Genomic DNA, 19,077 nt, shown 5'->3' with positions numbered 1-19,077 from the left:
ATGAGCAACTTTGCATTTCTCATTCCCGAATTCAAAACCCTGTTCGAGCCTGCCAAGGGCGCGGAACAACTGGTGTATTCCGACCCGCGTGCCTGCTGCATGCGTACCCGCCATGCCCTGGAGCAAGCGGTGCATTGGCTGTACGAGCATGATCGCGACCTGCGCATGCCTTACGACAACGGCCTCAATCTGTTGCTGACCCAGGTGGAGTTCGTGCGCTTGCTACCGCCGCAGATCCACCAGAAGGCGCGGCTGATTCAGAAGTTTGGTAATCAGGCGGTGCACGCCAATCAGCCGATTAGCTCCAGTGATGCGATGAAGCTGGTGCGCGAGCTGTTTCATCTGCTGTTCTGGCTGGCGCGTACCTATACCCGCGCCAGCGATCCGAAAAGTATTGCTGCTGAATTTGACGAAAAGCGTGTCCCCAGATTGGTCAGCGTCGCTGAGGCTGCTGCTTTCACTCGCGAAGAGCTGAAAAAGCAGGAAGCTAAATTCCAGCAGCAGATCGCCGCTCTGCATGCGCAATTGGAGGCGCGAGAAGCTGCTATCTCTGATCTGACGGCGTTGCCAGCGGAGCGTGAGGCGATTCTGCGTTTGTCGTTTGCCTCTTTGGCCGACACCCGTGCCGAGTTGGCCAAAGCCAAGGCCGCCAATATCGCGGTTCCGGACACCCACGACTACGACGAGGCCGACACCCGCCGTTTGTTTATCGACGTGCTGCTGCGCGAGGCTGGGTGGGAGTTAGGTAAGAACGCCGACGCCGAGGTGCCGGTCAGCGGCATGCCTAACGTGAAGGGCGAAGGCTCTGTCGATTACGTACTGTGGGGTGCCAATGGCAAACCGCTGGCGGTAGTAGAAGCTAAGCGCAGTCTTAAAGACATTACTGCAGGGCAGCAGCAGTCCAAGCTGTATGCCGATTGCTTGGAGGCCGAGACAGGCCAGCGACCGCTGTTTTATTACAGTAACGGCACCCATACGGAGCTGTGGGACGACTGCCGTTCGGGGCCTCGGGAAGTGCAGGGCTTTTATACCCGCGAAGAGCTGGAGCTGGCGATTCAGCGGCGCAGCCTGCAAACCGATTTGAGCGAGCTGCCGATCAATAGCGAAATTGTCGAGCGGGCGTATCAACACCGGGCGATTCGCGCGATGAGCGAATCACTCAGCCAGGGCCGTCGCGCCGGTTTACTGACCATGGCCACAGGCACCGGCAAGACGCGCATGTCGATTGCCTTGATCGAACTGCTGATGCGCGGCAACTGGGTCAAGCGCGTGCTGTTTCTAGCTGACCGTGTGGCTTTGGTTAAGCAAGCCACCAATGCCTTCAAAGAATTTCTGCCGGACTGCAGTCCAGTCAACTTGGTTACCGATAAGAGCGGCCAAGGACGGGTATATCTGTGTACCTACCCGACCATGATGGGCTTGATCGAGCAGATGGAAGGTGACCGTCGCAAGTACGGCGTTGGCCACTTCGACCTGATTGTGATCGATGAAGCACACCGCAGCGTGTACCAGAAGTACGGCGCGATCTTTCGTTACTTCGACAGTTACTTGGTGGGCTTGACCGCCACGCCGCGCGACGAAGTGGATCGCGACACCTATCATCTGTTCGGCCTGGAAACCGGCGTGCCGACCGATGCCTACGGCCTGAATGAGGCGGTGGAGGACGGTTATCTGGTGCCGCCCAAGGCATATTCGGTGCCGATCAAGTTCGTGCGCGAAGGCATCCGTTACGACCAGCTCAGCGATGCTGAAAAAGAGCACTGGGAGTCACTGGATTGGGGGGACTACAGCGCCGAGGGCGATGCACCTACTGAGGTGCTGGCCTCTGAGGTCAATAAGCAGTTGTTCAATGAGCCCACCGTTGACCTGATGCTCAAGCACCTGATGCAGAACGGCCTCAAAGTTGAAGGGGGCGACAAGCTCGGCAAGACCATTATTTTTGCGGTGAACCAGAAGCACGCCGAATTCATCGCCCGGCGCTTTAATCATCACTATCCGCATTTCAATGGCGAGTTTGCGCGGGTAGTCACCCATGCGGTGAGCTATGCGCAGACTCTGATCGATGACTTCAGTAGCAAGCTCAACAAGCTGCCGCAGATCGCCATTTCGGTGGACATGCTCGACACCGGCATCGATGTGCCGCAGGTGCTGAACCTGGTGTTCTTCAAGGCCGTGCGCTCGAAGGTGAAGTTCTTGCAGATGATCGGCCGTGGCACGCGCCTGTGCCCGGATTTGTTTGCGCCAGGCGTGAGCAAGCGTGAGTTCGCCATCTTCGATTTCTGCGCCAACTTCGAATACTTCAACGAAAACCCCAAGGGCGCATTGGGCGGTGTGGCTGAACCGTTGGGCAAGCGCTTGTTCAAGGCGCGGCTGGATCTGCTGTCGCTGTTGGCGTCGAAGAACGTTCGCGAGCCTGGGCCGCTGGCGGAAACCAGCGGCCAGTACGATGTATTTGTCGAACTGCGCACGGAATTGACCAACGAGCTACACGACGAAGTCGCGGCGATGAACCAGGATAACTTCATCGTGCGTACCGAACTTGAGCACGTGAGTCGTTTTGCCGAGCGGGAGGTTTGGAATGCACTGGATGAGTCGGCGCTGGGCGATCTGCGTAGCCATGTCGCGGGGCTGCCGAGTGAGCGCGCGGCTGAGCACATCACCGCCAAGCTGTTTGATCTGGTCTGCCTGAACCTGCAGCTGGCTTTGTTGCGTTCGACTAGTGACTTCATCACTTATCGCGACAAGGTGGTCGAGCTGGCCAGCCAGTTGGAGGTGATGGAGAGCATTCCGGCAGTGCACGCCGAGCTGGCGTTACTCCAGGACGTGCAAACCGATGAGTACTGGCAGGACATCCGCCTGCCAATGCTTGAGCAACTGCGCCGCAAGATGCGCGAGCTGATCAAGTTTATCGAGCGTCGTCCGAGTAATCCGGTGTATAGCGTCTTGAACGACGAGATTGGCGAGGCGGTGGTGGTCAATCTGAAAGACTTCAACACCGGCATCAACCTTGTGCAGTACAAGAAAAAGGTCGAGGCCTATATCCGCGCCAACGAGAACCACATGGCCATCGCCAAGCTTAAATTCAATCGACCGCTGACGCCGAGTGACCTCAGCGAACTGGAGCATTTTGTCTACGAGTCGGAGCCGGTGCAGAGCCGCGAGCAGTTCGAGCAGTGCTATGGCGCTGACCAGCCACTGACCCTGCTGATCCGCTCATTGGTAGGCCTGGATCGCAACGCCGCTAAAGAAGCTTTCGGCCAATTCCTCGACGAGAACCGCTACAGCAGCCAGCAGATTCGCTTTGTGGAAATGATCATCGAACGCCTTACCCGGCAGGGCGTGATGGAGGCCGGCCAACTCTATGAACCGCCGTTCACCGCGCTGCACCATGAAGGGTTGGACGGTGCCTTTGGCGACGCCGATGCCAACGCGATTGTGGCAGTGATCGCGGCCATCAAGCGCAGTGCGGCAGCGTGATGATGAACAAGGCGAACTATCAGCCGCCCTTTACGCTTAACGGCAGCATTCTGTCGTTGGTGGCGGAGATTGCGCAAAGCGTCGGCCGGTTAAGCGCCCAGCCGGAGCATGCCAATGCTTTGCTGTTGCGGCGGATCAACCGTATCCGCACTGTACAAGGCTCGCTGGCCATTGAGGGTAATACGCTGAGCGAGGAGCAGATTACCGCGGTTCTCGACGGTAAGCACATCATCGCGCCACCTAAGGACGTGCAGGAGGCGCGTAATGCCCTGGCGGTATACGAGCAGTTGGAGGCCTGGCAGCCAACCAGTGAACAGCATCTACTCGATGCTCACGCACTGCTGATGAAAGGCCTGATCGACGATGCTGGGCATTACCGCCAAGGCGGTGTGGGTGTAATGAAGGGGGGGCAGGTGGTGCACATGGCTCCGCCGGCCAATCGCATGAAGCAACTAATGTGCGACCTACTGCATTGGCTGGAGATAACCGACCAGCCTCCGTTGATTGCCAGTTGCGTATTCCACTATGAGTTCGAGTTTATCCACCCCTTTGCCGACGGTAATGGGCGTATGGGGCGGCTGTGGCAAACCTTGATTCTGAGCCGTTGGCAGCCACTGTTCGCGCATGTGCCGGTAGAAAGCCTGGTGCACGCGCATCAAGCCGAGTATTACGCGGCTATCAATGAGAGCACCCAGCAAGCGGATAGCGCGCCGTTTATTCTGTTCATGTTGAGCATGCTGCGTGGTGCGATGCTCAGTATTACCCCCCAAGTCACCCCCCAAGTCACCCCCCAAGTCGTTGAGCTACTCAGGCATGTGCTCGGCGAGGTTAGCCGTGAGGTGCTGCAAGCTGCACTGGGCTTGACCGATCGTAAGTCTTTTCGTGAGCGCTATCTGCGCCCAGCATTGGATGCAGGGTTGATTGCGATGACTCGGCCGGAGAAACCCAACAGTCGTTTGCAGTGTTATTACCTGACGCCGTTGGGTAAGCGCGTTCAGCTGGGGTTGGATTAAGCAGCGTAGTGCCTGATCTCAGTCGGCGATGAGCGCTACAGATGATCGAAGCGGCTCAAACGTCGACATAGGTGGCTGTTTTCGGCGCGCAGCTGTTCACGTTCGTTGAGTAACTGCAGTGCCAGGGCGATACCAGCCCGTTCAATTTGCAGTTCGAGTCGCAAACGAAACGCGCGCTTGACGATGGCCGCGGCACGGGGCTCGAACAGCCACTGTTCCGGCATCGGGCCGCACGCCGTGTTCGATGATTTCCAACAGCACGGTCTGTGGCAGCTTGGCGCTCTGGCAGGGCTCGTGAAGATTGCATGATCAGGCTACTTATCACTTTTCCAGCCAATTGCGATTTAGGTTGAACCAAGCCACACGCCGGCACGTCTGTGCAATATCAAAGTGATATCGCTCGCTTGGCGAGCATCACAGCATCGTCAGTTCGATGGGTGAATCATCGCGACACCGGCTGGGATGCCGTCTCAGAACCGCGCTTGGAGTGCGGGCTGGCTCAACAAGAATAAGTCTCCAGTTTCCTGATCACTTGAATTTTGTAGTTGGAGCGATCCATGAATACGTGGTTTGGCAATATCAGTGTCACCATGAAACTGGCCTTGGGGTTTGGCCTTGTGCTCTTGTTGACCATGGCCCTGGCCATCGTCGGTTGGACCAGCCTGGGCAGCGTGGTGCAGCGCAGCGAACGTATGACGGACGTTAACGACCTGGCGCACACCTTGACCGATCTGCGCATCGCGCGCCTGCAGTACCTGGTCAGCAACGGTGTTCCCGCTGACGCCGAGAAGGTACAGCAGCGTATCCGCACGCTCGTTCAGCGGCAGCAGGAAATGTTGCCGCACTTTCAGAACCCGGAGAACGTTCGCCTGATCAAGCAGCAGGTGGAGTTGATGGGGCAGTACCAGCAAGCCTTCGATAAAACGCGTGGTGCTTATGACACCGCCAACAAGACCCGTACCGAAATGGTCGACCTGGCGGATCGGGCCGGCGAGTTGATTGATCGCGTCATCGACGAAGTGTCACGCACTGCCGCTGGCGACGAAGCGGGCTTTGCGCGTTACCAGGCAATCGCCCGCGCCAAGGATGATGTACAGACCCTGCGTTACCGTGTGCTCAGCTATACCGCCGATACAAGTGAGCGTACCGAGCAGGCGCTGAACCAACAGATCGACCGGCTCGATCAGGGGCTCGACGCTCTGAATTCGGTATTCGCCAGCGACTACCGTGAGCAGATCCAGCAACTCGAGGCCACGGTCACCGCCTACCGCAGTCTGCTGGGCACCTATCGCACGGCAACCGCCGAGCGATTGCAGTTACGCGATGCCATGACCGCTCAGGTACAGGAGATCGTAACGGGCAGCGATGCGCTGCTGGCGATGCAGGTTACGCTGCGTGACCGCGACGCCGAGTTTGCCAACCGCATGATGATCGGCGCCACGCTGCTGGCATTGCTGGTGGGCATTCTCGCCGCCTGGCTGATCACCCGGCAGATCACCCGGCCTCTGCAGGAAACCCTCGAAGCGGTGGAGCGAATCACCAGTGGTGATCTCACCCACACCCTGCAGGTCAGCCGTCGTGATGAGCTGGGTGTGGTACAGCAAGGTATCCAGCGCATGGGCAGCACCTTGCGTGAGCTGATTGGCGGCATTCGTGACGGCGTTACGCAGATTGCCAGCGCTGCCGAGGAGCTCTCGGCCGTGACCGAGCAGACCAGCGCCGGGGTTAACAGCCAGAAGGTGGAAACCGATCAGGTGGCCACAGCCATGCAGGAGATGTCGGCCACGGTGCAGGAGGTGGCGCGCAGTGCTGCCGAGGCTTCCCAGGCGGCGTCCGATGCGGATCATGAGGCCAGCCAGGGGGATCGTGTGGTGGCGGAAGCCATCGCGCAGATCGATCGTTTAGCCGCTGAAGTGACCCGTTCCACCGATGCCATGAGCGAGCTGCAAAGCGAGAGCAAGAAGATCGGCGGCGTGATGGACGTGATCAAAGCGGTGGCCGAGCAGACCAACCTGCTGGCGTTGAATGCGGCCATCGAGGCGGCACGCGCCGGTGAAGCGGGGCGTGGGTTCGCTGTGGTGGCTGACGAGGTGCGCGGGCTGGCTCAGCGTACGCAGAAGTCCACAGAGGAAATCGAAGGTCTGATCGCCGGCTTGCAGCAGGGCACTCAGCAAGTTGCAAACATCATGCATGGCAGTCGCGAGCTGACCGACAGCAGCGTGGCGCTGACCCGCAAGGCCGGTGACGCGCTGGGGATGATCACCCGCAAGGTGTCCAACATCCAGGCGATGAACCAGCAGATCGCCGCGGCTGCCGAGCAACAGGGTGCGGTGGCCGAGGAGATCAGCCGCAGCGTGGTCAACGTGCGCGACATCTCCGAGCAAACCGCCGAGGCCAGTGAGGAGACCGCGGCATCGAGCATCGAGCTGGCGCGTCTGGGCAATCAGTTGCAGATGATGGTCAGCCACTTCCGCGTGTAGCGCCCTGGCGGGTTTCGACGCCAGGCACCGTGAAAAAAGGCCGCTGTCCGATACCCGGGCAGCGGCCTTTTGCGTTGTAGGGCGAAGCGGTGACGTGCGCCTTGTGCTGCATGAGGCTAAGACGCACGGCCGCGACCAGCTGATTCCGCGCGTGTTTCTCGGCTGGAACTGTCGGCGTGGATGGCAGGTGTTCGATACCGTGCTGACGCAGCTCCGGGAAGGAGCTCGTAGCCGGCGATGTGCGGATGAACAGAAGGGCCTCTAAAGGCCCGTCTGCCCGTGGCTACCAATCGCAGCGGTAGGGCGTTACTTCCTGGCTTCGATAAATGGCAGGGTACCGCTTGGCAGTACGGTGGTCGGCAATACGCCGTCCCAACGTTCGGCCTTGGTCAGTTCGACCAGGCCCGGGTTGCTGCCCAGGGCGCGAGCACGTGCATCAATCGCCTTGGCTTCTGCCTCGCCACGCAGCTGGATGCTTTCCGCCTCGGCACGGGCGGCGGCAAGAGCCGAGTCGGCTTTTGCCTGGGCCTGGGTGACGACGATCTGCGCCTGGATCTGTTCGGTTGCCAGTTGCTGTTCGCGGGTTTTTACCGCGACTTCGGCGCGCATGCGTTCTTCGATGGACTTTTCATAGGCATCGCTAAAGTCGATGTTCTCGACCTGTACGCTGTCGATCACCACCGGGCCGCTGATCGCGCCCTTGATGGCGGCCGCGATATCGGTGACCAGCTTGCCACGCTGCTGTACGGCGTTGACGGCGGTGTATTGACCGAAGACATTTTCGACTTGGGTCGGCACGTGGCGGCTGATGGCCCTGGCCAGCAGGCCGTCCAGATCGGCGTAACCCTTGTAGACCGCAGCCACTTCGCCAGCCGGCACGTGCCAGCTGACCGAAACCGACAGCGTCGCGGCCTGCTGGTCACGGCTGTAGGCCTGCAGCTTGTCCCACTTGGTGGCGTTGTTCTGCACGGAGATGGCTTTCGCGCTGTCGATGAAGGGGATTTTCCAGTGCAGGCCGGGGTCAGCGACTTCGATGAACGCGCCATTGCGCAGCACCACTGCACGCTCTTTTTCGTCGACAGTGTAGAAGCTGCTGACAACCGCGATCAGTACGACCAATACCAATCCGGCGATAACGCCCTGCTTCATGTACGTGGCGCCCATATTCTTTTCCAACGTCCTTCCCCTTACTCGCGGCCCGGCTACCTGCCAGGCCATGTTGATGTCTGAACGCTAGACAGTCGTCAGTAAGCGGCGGACACAAAATCCTTTGGCAATCGGCCACATTTCGCAGGCCAGCCGTGTTTTTTGAGCAGGAGCGCACAGTCGTTGGGCCTGTTGCTCGGCGCGGGGTGGCGTCTCGCTGAAAGTCGCCGCCGATTTTTAGCCGATCACGCGGCCTGCGCGTCACACGTCGACGCTTCGCTCTGTCATCATTCGCGATCTGATTCTGCACACTCAGGAACCCCATCCATGTCGGCGCTGAACCCCGGTCTGATCGTGATCCATGGCAATCGCCTCGAGGAACTGCGGGCGTTGGCGCTGGAGTGGATGCGCATGTATCCGTTACGGCCGCTGGAGAACGAAGTGCTGCTGGTGCAGAGCAACGGCATCGCCCAGTGGCTCAAGCTGGCCCTGGCCGAGCAGGAGGGCTGCGGCATTGCGGCGGCCACGGATGTGAGCCTGCCGGCGCGCTTTCTCTGGCAGGCGTACCGCAGCGTGCTGGGCAGCGAGGCGATTCCCCAGCAGTCGCCGCTGGACAAGGCACCGCTGACCTGGCGGCTGATGCGCCTGCTGCCGAGCTTGTTGGGCGAGCCCTGTTTCGCGCCGTTGCGGCGCTTCCTGGCGGACGATGCCGACCTGCGCAAGCGCCACCAACTGGCCGAGCGCCTGGCCGATCTGTTCGACCAGTACCAGGTGTACCGCGCCGACTGGCTGGCGGACTGGGCCGAAGGGCGCGATCAGTTGCGCACGGCCCGTGGCGGTGTGCATGAACTTGACGAAAGCGCGTTGTGGCAACCGCTGTTGTGGCGCACGTTGCTGGCGGATGTCGGCGATGAGCACCTGTCCCAGAGCCGCGCGGGCGTGCATCCGCGTTTCGTCGCCAAACTGGCCGAGCTGGATGCGCCGCCCCGTGGCCTGCCACGCCGGGTTACTGTTTTCGGTATCTCTTCGCTGCCGGCGCAGATGCTAGAGGCGCTGGCGGCCATGGCACGCTTCAGCCAGGTGATGCTCTACGTGCAGAACCCGTCGCAGCACCACTGGGGCGATATCGTCGAAGACAAGGATCTGCTGCGCCACGAGTACCGTCGGCACAAGCGCAAGGTGGGCGGGCAGGCTGGGCAAGTCGGCCAATTGGGGCTGTTCGACGCGGTGGAGCTGCATCAGCATGGCCAGCCGCTGTTGGCATCCTGGGGCAAGCAGGGCCGCGACTACATCAATCTGCTCGATCAGTACGACGAGCCGCAGCGCTACCGCGAGCATTTCGAGCGCATCGATCTGTTCAGCACAACGGACGAGAGCACGCTGCTCGGCCAATTGCAAAGCGACATTCTCGACCTGCGCCCGGTAGAAGAGAGCCGCACGCATTGGCCCGCTGTCGACCCAGTAGAGGATCAGTCTTTGCGCTTCCAGGTCGCCCATAGCGCCCAGCGTGAGGTGGAGGTGCTGCACGATCATCTGCTGGCGGCGTTCAGCGCGGATCCGACGCTGCGCCCGCGGGACATCATCGTCATGGTGCCCGATGTGAACAGCTATGCGGCGCAGATCCGCGCGGTGTTCGGCCAGTTTGCCAGTGACGATCCGCGCTTCATTCCCTTCACCCTGGCGGATCAGGGGCTGCGCGGCAAGGAGCCGCTGGTGATAGCCCTGGAGCATCTGCTGCGTCTGCCGGACAGCCGCTTCAGCGTCAGCGAGATTCTCGACCTGCTGGACGTAGCCGCGGTGCGCGCTCGTTTCGCCATTCCCGAAGACCAGCTGTCGGTGTTGCGCCGCTGGCTGGAGGGCGCTGGCGTGCGCTGGGGGCTGGATGCCGAGCAGCGTGAGGGCCTTGGCCTGGGAGCCGGGTTGGAACAGAACAGCTGGCGCTTCGGCCTGCGCCGCATGCTGCTCGGCTACGCCGTGGGCGGTGCTGGCGCGCGTGCGGGCATCGAGCCCTACGACGAGATCGGCGGCCTGGATGCTGCGTTGATCGGCCCGCTGACGCGCCTGCTGGACGTGCTGGAAACGCATTGCGACAGCCTTGCCGAGACGCTGCTGCCGGTGGCCTGGGGCGAGCGTTTGCGAGCGCTGCTGGACGACTTCTTCCTGCCCCAGGACGAGCGTGACGAAGTACTGCGCAACCAGGCCCAGGATGCGCTGGAGAGCTGGCTGGAACTCTGCGAAGCGGCGTCTCTGGAAGAAGCCCTGCCGCTGGCCGTGGTCCGTGAGGCCTGGCTGGGCGGGCTCGACCAGGGTGGCCTCAGCCAGCGCTTCCTGGCGGGCGCGGTGAACGTCTGCACGCTGATGCCGATGCGCGCCATCCCGTTTCGTCACCTGTGCCTGCTGGGCATGAACGATGGCGATTACCCGCGCAGCCAGGCGCCGCTGGACTTCGACCTGATGGGCGGCGACTACCGCCCTGGCGATCGCTCGCGCCGTGAAGACGATCGCTACCTGCTGCTCGAAGCGCTGCTGGCGGTGCGCGAGCGCCTTTACATCAGCTGGGTAGGGCGCAGCATTCGCGACAACACCGAGCGACCGCCTTCGGTACTGATCGGCCAGTTGCGCGACCACCTGGCCAGCGCCTGGCGCCTGGCGGACGACGGCGATCTGCTCCACGCCCTGACTACCGAACACCCGTTGCAACCCTTCAGCCGCCGTTACTTTTCCGGCAGGGGGCCGCTGTTCAGCTATGTGCACGAGTGGGCTGCGTCGCACCGTGCACCGCTGGCTCAGCCCGCCGACCAGCCGCTGGGTGCCTACCTGGCGGATGCCGCGCTCAATCTGGAAAAACTGCAGCGCTTTCTGCGCGACCCGGTGAAGCACTTCTTCACCGTGCGCCTCAAGGTGCACCTGGACGAAACCGAGCAGGCCGAGCTGGATAGCGAACCCTTCGCCCTGGATGGTTTGCAGCGTCACCAGATCCAGCAGGAGCTGCTGCAGGCTGCAGCCCTGGCGCTGCAAGAGAACCAAGGTGTCGACGCGGCGCTGACGCGGGCCGCGCGGCGCATCCAGCGCAGCGGTCTGTTGCCGGTGGCGGGCTTTGGTGATCGTCTGCGCGCGCAATTGCTCGAGCCGATGCCGGAGCAGCTGCGCGGCTACGAGGCCCTGCTGGCGCGCTGGCCCGATCGTCTGCCGTCGCCGATTCGCCTGAGCTTCGCCCATGCCGGCCTGGAACTCGAAGACTGGCTCGGTGAACTGCGCAGTGCCGGCGACGCCCTGGCCCACCTGGAGCTGCAAGCGGGGGGCCTGAAGCGCAAGGATCGCTCGCTGAAGTGGCATCGCCTGCTCAGGCCGTGGGTCAGCCATGTGGTGGCCGCGGCCTGTGGGCATCCACTCACCACCCTGCTGGTCGCCGAAGACGTGCGCCTGGCCTTCGAGCCGCTGGCTCAGGCCGAGGGCGAGCGTATCCTGCGCCAGTGGCTGGAAGCCTATGCCGAGGGCATGCAGGCACCGCTGCCGGTGGCGATCAGAACGGTCGCGGCCTGGTTCGCCCAGCTCGACAAGGACGAGGATGAGGGCAAGGCCATAGATGCCGCGCGCAAGGTCTACGAGGGTGGCCACCTGGTCACCGGTGAAGTGCAGCAGAGCGCCAGCCTGGCCCGCCAGTACCCGGGCTTCGACGCCCTGCTGCAAAACGGTCAGTTCGCCCACTGGGGCGCCGTGCTCTACAAATCATTGCTCGATGCAGACATTGCCGAACTCAAGGACGACCAGCCATGAGCCAGCCTACACGCCCCCTGGCGCTGCGTTTTCCGCTGCACGGCAGCCGCCTGATCGAGGCCAGCGCCGGTACCGGCAAGACCTACACCATCTCGGCGCTGTACTTGCGCCTGATCCTCCAGCATGGCGGTGAAGCCGCCTTTCGCGAGCCGCTGCTACCGCCGCAGATTCTGGTGGTGACCTTCACCGACGCCGCCACCCGTGAATTGCGTGACCGTATCCGTGCGCGCCTGGTGCAGGCGGCCACGGTGTTTCGCGGTGATGCCGAAGGCGACGCCTTGCTCACCACCCTGAAGGCCGACTTCGCCTCCGACCAATGGCCCGAGTGCGCCCGGCGCCTGGAGCTGGCCGCGCAGTGGATGGACGAGGCGGCGGTGTCGACCATTCACGGCTGGTGCCAGCGCATGCTGCGCGAGCACGCCTTCGACAGCGGCAGCCTGTTCAGCCAGACCCTGGAAACCGACCACAGCGAGCTGCTCGCCGAAGTGGTGCGCGACTACTGGCGCCAGCACTGCTACCCGCTGCAGGGCCTGGCCCTCGAATGGGTGGCGGAGAACTGGGGCGCGCCGGACGAGCTGGGCATGCGCATTCGCCCGCTGCTCGGCGAGGACGGCGATGGCGCCGCCCTGGCGCTGGGCGATCTGCTGGATGGAACCTTGCAGGCGCGTCAGCGCGCGCTGATCGCACTCAAGCAACCCTGGGCAGCCTGGGCCGACGAGTTGCAGGGCCTGCTCGACCAGGCGGCGGCCGGAAAGCAGGTCGATGCCAGAAAGCTGCAGGCGCGTTTCTACGTGCCCTGGTTCGACAAGCTGCGCGCCTGGGCCCTGGGCGATGATGAAGTGCTGGATATCGGCACCGGCTTCACGCGGCTGACCCCGCACGGCCTGGCCGAGGCCTGGAAGGTGGGGGCGCCGCCTGCGCATCCAGCACTGGATGCCATGGCCGCGCTCAAGGCGCAGCTCGATGGGCTGCCCGCACCGGGCGATGCCGCGCTGCGCCACGCCGCCGCCTGGATCCGCCAGCGCTTCGACCGCGAGAAACGCCAGCGCGCCGAGATGGGTTTCGACGACATGCTCACCCGCCTGGACGACGCCCTGCAGAGCGACAGCGGCCCGCGCCTGGCCGAGGTGATACGTCAGCAGTTCCCGGTGGCGCTGATCGACGAGTTCCAGGACACCGATCCGCTGCAGTACCGCATCTTCGACACCCTGTATCAGGTGGAGGCGAATCGCGACGACTGCGGCCTGTTCATGATCGGCGACCCCAAGCAGGCCATCTATTCCTTCCGCGGCGCGGACATCCACACCTACCTGCGTGCACGGCGTGCCACCGCCGGGCGGCATTACAACCTGGACACCAACTTCCGCTCCAGCGAGCACATGGTCGAGGCGGTCAACGGGCTGTTCCAGCTGGCCGAGTCCCGTGAGGACGGGCAGGGCGCCTTTCTGCTGCGTGACGACCTGCCGTTCATTGCGGTCGGCGCTCAGGGGCGCAAGGAAGTCTGGACGGTCGAGGGCGAGGCGCAGCCGGCGCTCAATCTCTGGCACCTGCCCAGCGACGAGGCGGTCGCCAAGGGGCGTTATCTGGACGCCCTGGCCGCCAGCGCGGCGAGCGAGATCGTCCGCCTACTGGTGCTTGGCCAGCAGCAACGTGCTGGTTTCATCAAAGGCGACACGCTGACCGCCCTGCAGCCCAGCGATATCGCCGTGCTGGTGCGCGACTTCAAGGAAGCCCAGGCGATTCGTGGCGAGCTGGCCATGCGTGGCGTACGCAGCGTGTACCTGTCGGACAAGGATTCGGTGTTCGATACCGTGGAAGCCCATGACCTGTTGCTGTGGCTGCGCGCCTGCGCCGAGCCCGATCAGGATCGCCCGCTGCGCGCGGCACTGGCCAGTTCGACCCTGGGCCTGAGCCTCACCGAGCTGGAACAGCTGAACCTCGACGAGCGTTTCTGGGAGGCGCGAGTCATGCAATTCCGTGGTTATCGGCAGCGCTGGCAGCGCCAGGGCGTGCTGCCGATGCTGCGCCAATTGCTGCAGGATTTCGGCCTGCCGCAACGGCTGATGAGCCGTCCCGATGGCGAGCGGGTGTTGACCAATCTGCTGCACCTGGCCGAGTTGCTGCAGCTGGCCGCCGCCGAACTGGATGGCGAGCTGGCGCTGATCCGTCATCTTGGCGAGTCCCTGGCTGGGCGCGGTCAGGCTGCCGAGGAGCAGGTGTTGCGCCTGGAAAGCGACGATGCGCTGGTGCGCGTGGTGACCATCCACAAATCCAAGGGCCTGGAATACCCGCTGGTATTCCTGCCCTTCATCTGTTCCTTCCGCCCGCTGGACGACAAGAAACCGGTGCAGGTGCACGACGGCGAGCGCCGCCGGCTGTTGCTCAAGCCCGACGAGGCCAGCCTGGCCCAGGCCGAGCAGGAGCGCCTGGGTGAAGACCTGCGCCTGCTCTACGTGGCACTGACCCGCGCCCAGCACGCCTGCTGGCTGGGTATCGCGGACTTGAAGATCGGCACCGCCAAGACCTCGCGCCTGCACCACTGCGCCCTTGGTTATCTGCTCGGTGGCGGGCAGCCACTGGCGCAAAGCGCGCAACTGATCGACTGGCTGAGCCCGCTGGCCGATCCGCCACGTTGCGTGGCGTTGCCGGCTCCCGAGGCCAGTGATCAGCCATACCGCGCGCAGGATGCCGACACCTTCGAGCCGCAGTGGCGCACGCCATCACGTCGTGCTGCCGAGCATTGGTGGATCGCCTCCTACAGTGCCTTGCGCATGGAGGAGGGCGAGGCCAGTACGGTCGATCGCCACGACGATGTGTCCCCGGACAGCTCGGCCGTGCAGATCGCCAGTGACGACGAGCGCCCGGCACTGGCGCTGGAGCAGATTCCGGTCTCCGCCCAGGGCTTGCATCGTTTTCCGCGCGGGCCGAACCCCGGCACCTTCCTTCATGGCCTGCTGGAAATCGCTGCGGCGCAAGGCTTCGCGGAGATGGCGGCGGCGCCGGATGTGCTGCGCGAACACCTGGCGCGGCGTTGCCAGCGGCGTGGCATGGAAACCTGGATCGAGCCGCTGTGGCTGTGGCTGCAGGGCCTATTGGTGCAGCCCATGGCGCTGGGTAACGGCCAGTCGGTGAGCCTGGCGACCCTGGGCGAATACCAGGCGGAGCTGGAGTTCTGGTTCGAGGCCCGCCGGGTCGACGTGCTGCGTCTGGATGCGCTGGTGCAACGCGCTGAAATGCCCGGCGTGGCGCGCCCGCAACTGAGCCCGGATACCTTGAATGGCATGTTCAAGGGGTTTATCGACCTGGTGTTCGAGCATGAGGGCCGCTACTACGTGGTCGACTACAAGTCCAACTGGCTGGGCGCCGACGAGCAGGCCTATACCGCTGAGGCCATGAGCGCTGCCGTGGCCAGCCACCGTTATGATCTGCAGTACGTGCTGTACGTGCTGGCGCTGCATCGCCACTTGCGGCTGCGCCTGGCCGATTACGACTACGACCGGCACATGGGCGGCGCGCTGTACCTGTTCCTGCGCGCGCCGGGGGCCGGGCAATATTTGGCGCGGCCGGAGCGGGCGCTGATCGAAAAACTGGACGCGCTGTTTCTCGGCGAGCCCGTGGAGGTACTGGCATGACGCCGATGCTCGACAATCGTGACGGTCTGTTCGCCCTGCTGGCCGCCTGGAGCGAGCGCGGCTGGCTGCGCGAGCTGGATCGTACCCTGGCGCATTTCTTCGCCGAACTCGATCCCGAGGCATCGCCCTTGCTGCTGCTGGCAGCGGCGCTGGCCAGCCATCAACTGGGCCAGGGGCATGTGTGCCTCGACCTGCAGACCACCCTGGCCGATCCGGATTCGGCGCTGTCGCTGCCGCCGGAAGGCGAGGACGCCGAGGGCGTCAGCCTGCTGCCTTCCGAAGTGCTGGCCGGTCTGAGTACCGATGCCTGGCTGGCGGCCTGCGCGAACAGCGCGCTGCTGCATGATGCCGAGGATGAGGTCGCGCCGCTGGTGCTACGCGGCACCTGCCTGTACCTGCGCCGTTACTGGGATTACGAGCGCAGCGTCGCTGCTGATATCGGCGAGCGCTTGCAGGCCCCGGCGGATGCGCCGGCCGATCTTGCTCAGCGCCTGGCAGTGCTGTTTCCCGAGCCCTTGGAGCTGGGCGGTCAGCGCCTCACCGACTGGCAGAAACTGGCCTGCGCCCTGGCGGCACGGGGGCGCTTCACGCTGATCACCGGCGGCCCCGGCACGGGCAAGACCACTACTGTGGTACGCCTGCTGGCCCTGCTGCAGGCGGCCGCGCTGGATCAGGGCGCACCGTTGCGCCTGAGCCTCGCGGCGCCTACCGGCAAGGCGGCGGCGCGGCTGACCGAGTCCATCGGTGCGCAAGTGGCGACGCTGCCCGTCAGCGAAACGGTGCGCGAGCAGATCCCCAAGACGGTCACCACCCTGCACCGTCTGTTGGGCAGTCGGCCGGACAGTCGGCATTTCCGTCATCAAGCCGCCAACCCGCTGCCGCTGGATGTGCTGGTGGTCGACGAAGCCTCTATGATCGACCTGGAAATGATGGCCAATCTGCTCGATGCGCTGCCGAAGCATGCGCGACTGATCCTGCTCGGCGACAAGGACCAGCTGGCGTCGGTGGAGGCGGGCGCGGTGCTCGGTGATTTGTGCCGTGATGCCGAGGCAGGCGGTTACAGCCATGCGACCGGCGAGTGGCTGGCACGGCAGACGGGCGAGCGGATTGATGATGCGCAACTGCTGACGGGAGAGCGGGCGCTGTCGCAGCACATCGTTATGCTCCGCCATTCCCGGCGCTTCGCCGGTGGTTCCGGTATCGGGCGTCTGGCCTTGGCGGTGAATCGTGGTGCTGCGATGGAGGCACGCGAGGTGCTGGCCGCCGGTGGCGGGGATCTGCACCAGCTACGCCTGGCGGGTGAGCAGGATCGTGCCTTCGAACGCTTGCTGCTCGATGGTTTGCCAGGTGGCGAGCAACGCCCGGTGGGCTACGCCGACTACCTGAGCATTCTCCGTGATCAGCGCCCTGGGCTTTCCGATGGAGAGGAGCGCTGGGATGCCTGGGCCGCGAGGGTGCTGGCGGCGTTTGATCGTTTTCAACTGCTGTGTGCAGTACGCAAGGGCTCTTGGGGCGTCGAGGCGCTCAACGGGCGCATCGCCCATGCGCTGCTGCAGCGTGGGCTGATCGAACAGGAGCATGGCTGGTACGAAGGCCGGCCGGTGCTGGTCACGCGCAACGACTACGGGCTGGGCTTGATGAATGGCGATATCGGCATCGCCCTGCGCTTGCCCGAGCCGGCGCTGGAGGCGGGCGGCCCGTTGCGCTCGGCCTTGCGCGTGGTGTTCCCGCGCAATGACGGGTCGGGCAGCCTGCGCTCGATCCTGCCCAGCCGCCTCGGCGCTGTGGAAACCGTGTTCGCCATGACCGTGCACAAATCCCAGGGCTCGGAGTTCGCCCATTGCGCCCTGGTACTGCCGGATAACCTCAACCCGGTGCTGACCAAGGAGCTGGTCTACACCGGCATCACCCGCGCCCGGGACTGCTTCAGCCTCATCGAAAGCCGCGCCGGCGTATTCGAAACCGCCATCGGGCGCCGCGTCGAACGCCGCAGCGGGCTATGGGAGCGGTTGAGCACATAACCCACCAACAGCGAGTAGGGTGGGGCTTAAGCCCACCACCAACAACACCCACAGCCCAAAGCCCCGAACCGCATGCTCTGAGCCACCAGCCACCAGCCACCAGCCACCGTCGGTGTTGAATGGCTTTGGTGGGCTAAAGCGCCACCCTACGGTTCATGCCCCTGGCGAGTAGGGTGGGCTTCAGCCCACCACCGACAACGCCAACAACCCGACGCTCCGAACCGCATGCGTTGAACCGCCAGCCACCGTCGGTGTTGAATGGTTTTGGTGGGCTAAAGCGCCACCCTACAGTTCATGCCCCTGGGGAGTAGGGTGGGCTTCAGCCCACCACCGACTCATGCTCAAGAGTCATCTCTAGCCAATCACCCTGCGCAGGCGCAGCATGGCGATCAGGCCGACGAAGCAGAACACGGCGAACAGCCAGCCGGAGGCGGCGCCGGCCATGATGCCGGAGAGCAGGGTGCTGACGGTGCAGCCGAGGGCAAGCATGCCGCCGACGAAGTTGCGCAGCGTTTCCCGTGCGCCTAGTCAGCGCGGTTTAATGCACCTTTTGACTCAGCGCTTCTCTGGCGCCCAGGTGGCGACGTCCACGGCGTCGACCGGCGCGGGTAGCAGGCCTTCCTTGTAGAAGGCGTCGGCGATCTTCTGCTGCTCTTTCAGGCTGCCAGGCTGTACCGCACGAACCTGGTAGCTGCGGCGTGCGTTGGCTTTCTCGACGATGGCCGGATCCAGGTTGCCCCACAGCGGGCCAAGCAGTTCGGCGGCCTCACGAGGGTTGCTGCGTACCCAGTCGCCGGTCTTTTCCAGTTCGGCGAATACGGTTTCCAGCACCTTGGGGTTGGCCTTGGCGAAGCGGGTGCTGGTCAGGTAATAGCGTTGGTAGTCGGCCAGGCCTTCGCCATCGGCCAGGGTGCGGGTCGGCAGTTGTTGCTGGGCGCCGCTGAGGAAGGGTTCCCAGGTCACCCAGGCATCCACGCGCTTGTTCTCGAAGGCGGCGCGGCCGTCGGCGGGTGTCAGGTAGGCGGGCTGGATGTCGCTGAATTTGAGGCCGGCCTTGGCCAGTGCGGCGATCAGCAGGTAGTGGCTACCGGCGGCCTTGGTGACGGCGATTCGCTTGCCCTTGAGGTCGGCGAGGGTCTTGATTGGCGAGTCTTCGCGAACGATCACCGCCTGAGCACCCGGCGAGGGGGCTTCCTGGGCAAAGTAGGTGAGCTCGGCGCCGGCTGCCTGGGCGAACACCGGCACGGTATCGGCGACGTCCGCGGACAGGTCGATATTGCCGACGTTCAGCGACTCCAGCAGCGGCTGCCCACTGGGGAATTCGTGCCAACTGATGGTCACGTCCTGATCGGCCAGCGCCTTCTCCAGCGTGCCCTGACTTTTCAGGATGCTGATCAGGGTCGAAGATTTCTGGTAGCCGATGCGCAGGTTTTCAGCGTGAGCCTGGGGCAGGGCGAGCAGCAGGCTGGCGGCGAGCAGCGCGGGACGGAGCAATGACATGGTAAGCCTCATCAATGGCGTGGCCAGCCAC

At 63.6% G+C, this 19,077-nt stretch carries 10 protein-coding genes and 1 pseudogene; 7 read left to right on the top strand and 4 right to left on the bottom strand.

The genetic code is table 11. The features are described from left to right. Both ACZ3GY_RS11360 and ACZ3GY_RS11355 read left to right on the top strand, forming a co-directional pair. On the top strand, positions 1 to 3,477 hold the full coding sequence (locus ACZ3GY_RS11360) for a DEAD/DEAH box helicase family protein (RefSeq protein WP_465910098.1): 3,477 nt from the start codon (positions 1 to 3) through the stop codon (positions 3,475 to 3,477). Continuing rightward, positions 3,477 to 4,490: a Fic family protein gene (locus tag ACZ3GY_RS11355; protein WP_465911016.1), complete on the top strand. Its 1,014-nt coding sequence runs from the start codon at positions 3,477 to 3,479 to the stop codon at positions 4,488 to 4,490. The genes ACZ3GY_RS11360 and ACZ3GY_RS11355 overlap by 1 nt, the downstream gene beginning before the upstream one ends. A 35-nt stretch (positions 4,491 to 4,525) precedes the next feature. Here the strand turns inward: ACZ3GY_RS11355 and ACZ3GY_RS11350 are convergent, their stop codons facing one another. Continuing rightward, the gene (locus ACZ3GY_RS11350; protein WP_465910097.1) at positions 4,526 to 4,714 is read right to left on the bottom strand and encodes a chaperone modulator CbpM; all 189 of its coding nucleotides are present in this window, start codon (positions 4,712 to 4,714) and stop codon (positions 4,526 to 4,528) included. Between the two features lie 333 nt (positions 4,715 to 5,047). Here ACZ3GY_RS11350 and ACZ3GY_RS11345 point away from each other — a divergent pair. Both ACZ3GY_RS11345 and ACZ3GY_RS11340 read left to right on the top strand, forming a co-directional pair. Further along, positions 5,048 to 6,115: pseudogene (locus ACZ3GY_RS11345) on the top strand (methyl-accepting chemotaxis protein); the annotation flags it as partial. Continuing rightward, positions 6,107 to 6,970 (top strand): methyl-accepting chemotaxis protein, encoded by an 864-nt coding sequence (locus tag ACZ3GY_RS11340; protein ID WP_465911015.1) that lies wholly within the window; start codon positions 6,107 to 6,109, stop codon positions 6,968 to 6,970. The pseudogene ACZ3GY_RS11345 and the gene ACZ3GY_RS11340, both read left to right, overlap by 9 nt. A 306-nt stretch (positions 6,971 to 7,276) precedes the next feature. Here ACZ3GY_RS11340 and ACZ3GY_RS11335 read toward each other — a convergent pair whose 3' ends face one another. Further along, positions 7,277 to 8,119 (bottom strand): prohibitin family protein, encoded by an 843-nt coding sequence (locus ACZ3GY_RS11335; protein WP_465911014.1) that lies wholly within the window; start codon positions 8,117 to 8,119, stop codon positions 7,277 to 7,279. A 324-nt stretch (positions 8,120 to 8,443) separates the two neighbouring features. Here ACZ3GY_RS11335 and recC point away from each other — a divergent pair, with 324 nt between their 5' ends. From recC to recD, 3 genes are read left to right on the top strand one after another with little or no spacing between them, the layout of a single operon-like run. Further along, the gene (gene recC / locus ACZ3GY_RS11330) at positions 8,444 to 11,893 is read left to right on the top strand and encodes an exodeoxyribonuclease V subunit gamma (RefSeq protein WP_465910096.1); all 3,450 of its coding nucleotides are present in this window, start codon (positions 8,444 to 8,446) and stop codon (positions 11,891 to 11,893) included. Further along, positions 11,890 to 15,525, top strand: coding sequence for an exodeoxyribonuclease V subunit beta (recB, locus tag ACZ3GY_RS11325; RefSeq protein WP_465910095.1), 3,636 nt, complete (start codon positions 11,890 to 11,892; stop codon positions 15,523 to 15,525). Before recC ends, recB begins: the two co-directional genes overlap by 4 nt. Then, on the top strand, positions 15,522 to 17,546 hold the full coding sequence (recD, locus tag ACZ3GY_RS11320; protein WP_463565327.1) for an exodeoxyribonuclease V subunit alpha: 2,025 nt from the start codon (positions 15,522 to 15,524) through the stop codon (positions 17,544 to 17,546). The genes recB and recD overlap by 4 nt, the downstream gene beginning before the upstream one ends. A 354-nt stretch (positions 17,547 to 17,900) precedes the next feature. Here recD and ACZ3GY_RS11315 read toward each other — a convergent pair whose 3' ends face one another. Continuing rightward, positions 17,901 to 18,035 (bottom strand): hypothetical protein, encoded by a 135-nt coding sequence (locus ACZ3GY_RS11315; RefSeq protein ID WP_465910094.1) that lies wholly within the window; start codon positions 18,033 to 18,035, stop codon positions 17,901 to 17,903. A 66-nt stretch (positions 18,036 to 18,101) separates the two neighbouring features. Further along, entirely contained in the window at positions 18,102 to 19,046 is a 945-nt protein-coding gene (locus ACZ3GY_RS11310; RefSeq protein ID WP_465910093.1) for an aliphatic sulfonate ABC transporter substrate-binding protein, read from the bottom strand. Positions 19,047 to 19,077: the final 31 nt, after the last annotated feature.

It is taken from the genome of Pseudomonas sp. PME37.24/006 (assembly GCF_055556635.1).
Note: the sequence above shows the minus strand (reverse complement) of the source record. Positions and strands in the feature narration are given on the sequence as shown.

What these genes read in the sequence shown, in the direction of transcription:
- recD (WP_463565327.1), top strand. Translation starts at nt 15,522, where the DNA reads ATGACGCCGATGCTCGACAATCGTGACGGTCTGTTCGCCCTGCTGGCC.
- ACZ3GY_RS11350 (WP_465910097.1), bottom strand. Translation starts at nt 4,714, where the DNA reads ATGCCGGAACAGTGGCTGTTCGAGCCCCGTGCCGCGGCCATCGTCAAG.
- recB (WP_465910095.1), top strand. Translation starts at nt 11,890, where the DNA reads ATGAGCCAGCCTACACGCCCCCTGGCGCTGCGTTTTCCGCTGCACGGC.
- ACZ3GY_RS11310 (WP_465910093.1), bottom strand. Translation starts at nt 19,046, where the DNA reads ATGTCATTGCTCCGTCCCGCGCTGCTCGCCGCCAGCCTGCTGCTCGCC.
- ACZ3GY_RS11315 (WP_465910094.1), bottom strand. Translation starts at nt 18,035, where the DNA reads ATGCTTGCCCTCGGCTGCACCGTCAGCACCCTGCTCTCCGGCATCATG.
- ACZ3GY_RS11340 (WP_465911015.1), top strand. Translation starts at nt 6,107, where the DNA reads ATGGGCAGCACCTTGCGTGAGCTGATTGGCGGCATTCGTGACGGCGTT.
- ACZ3GY_RS11355 (WP_465911016.1), top strand. Translation starts at nt 3,477, where the DNA reads ATGATGAACAAGGCGAACTATCAGCCGCCCTTTACGCTTAACGGCAGC.
- ACZ3GY_RS11335 (WP_465911014.1), bottom strand. Translation starts at nt 8,119, where the DNA reads ATGAAGCAGGGCGTTATCGCCGGATTGGTATTGGTCGTACTGATCGCG.
- recC (WP_465910096.1), top strand. Translation starts at nt 8,444, where the DNA reads ATGTCGGCGCTGAACCCCGGTCTGATCGTGATCCATGGCAATCGCCTC.
- ACZ3GY_RS11360 (WP_465910098.1), top strand. Translation starts at nt 1, where the DNA reads ATGAGCAACTTTGCATTTCTCATTCCCGAATTCAAAACCCTGTTCGAG.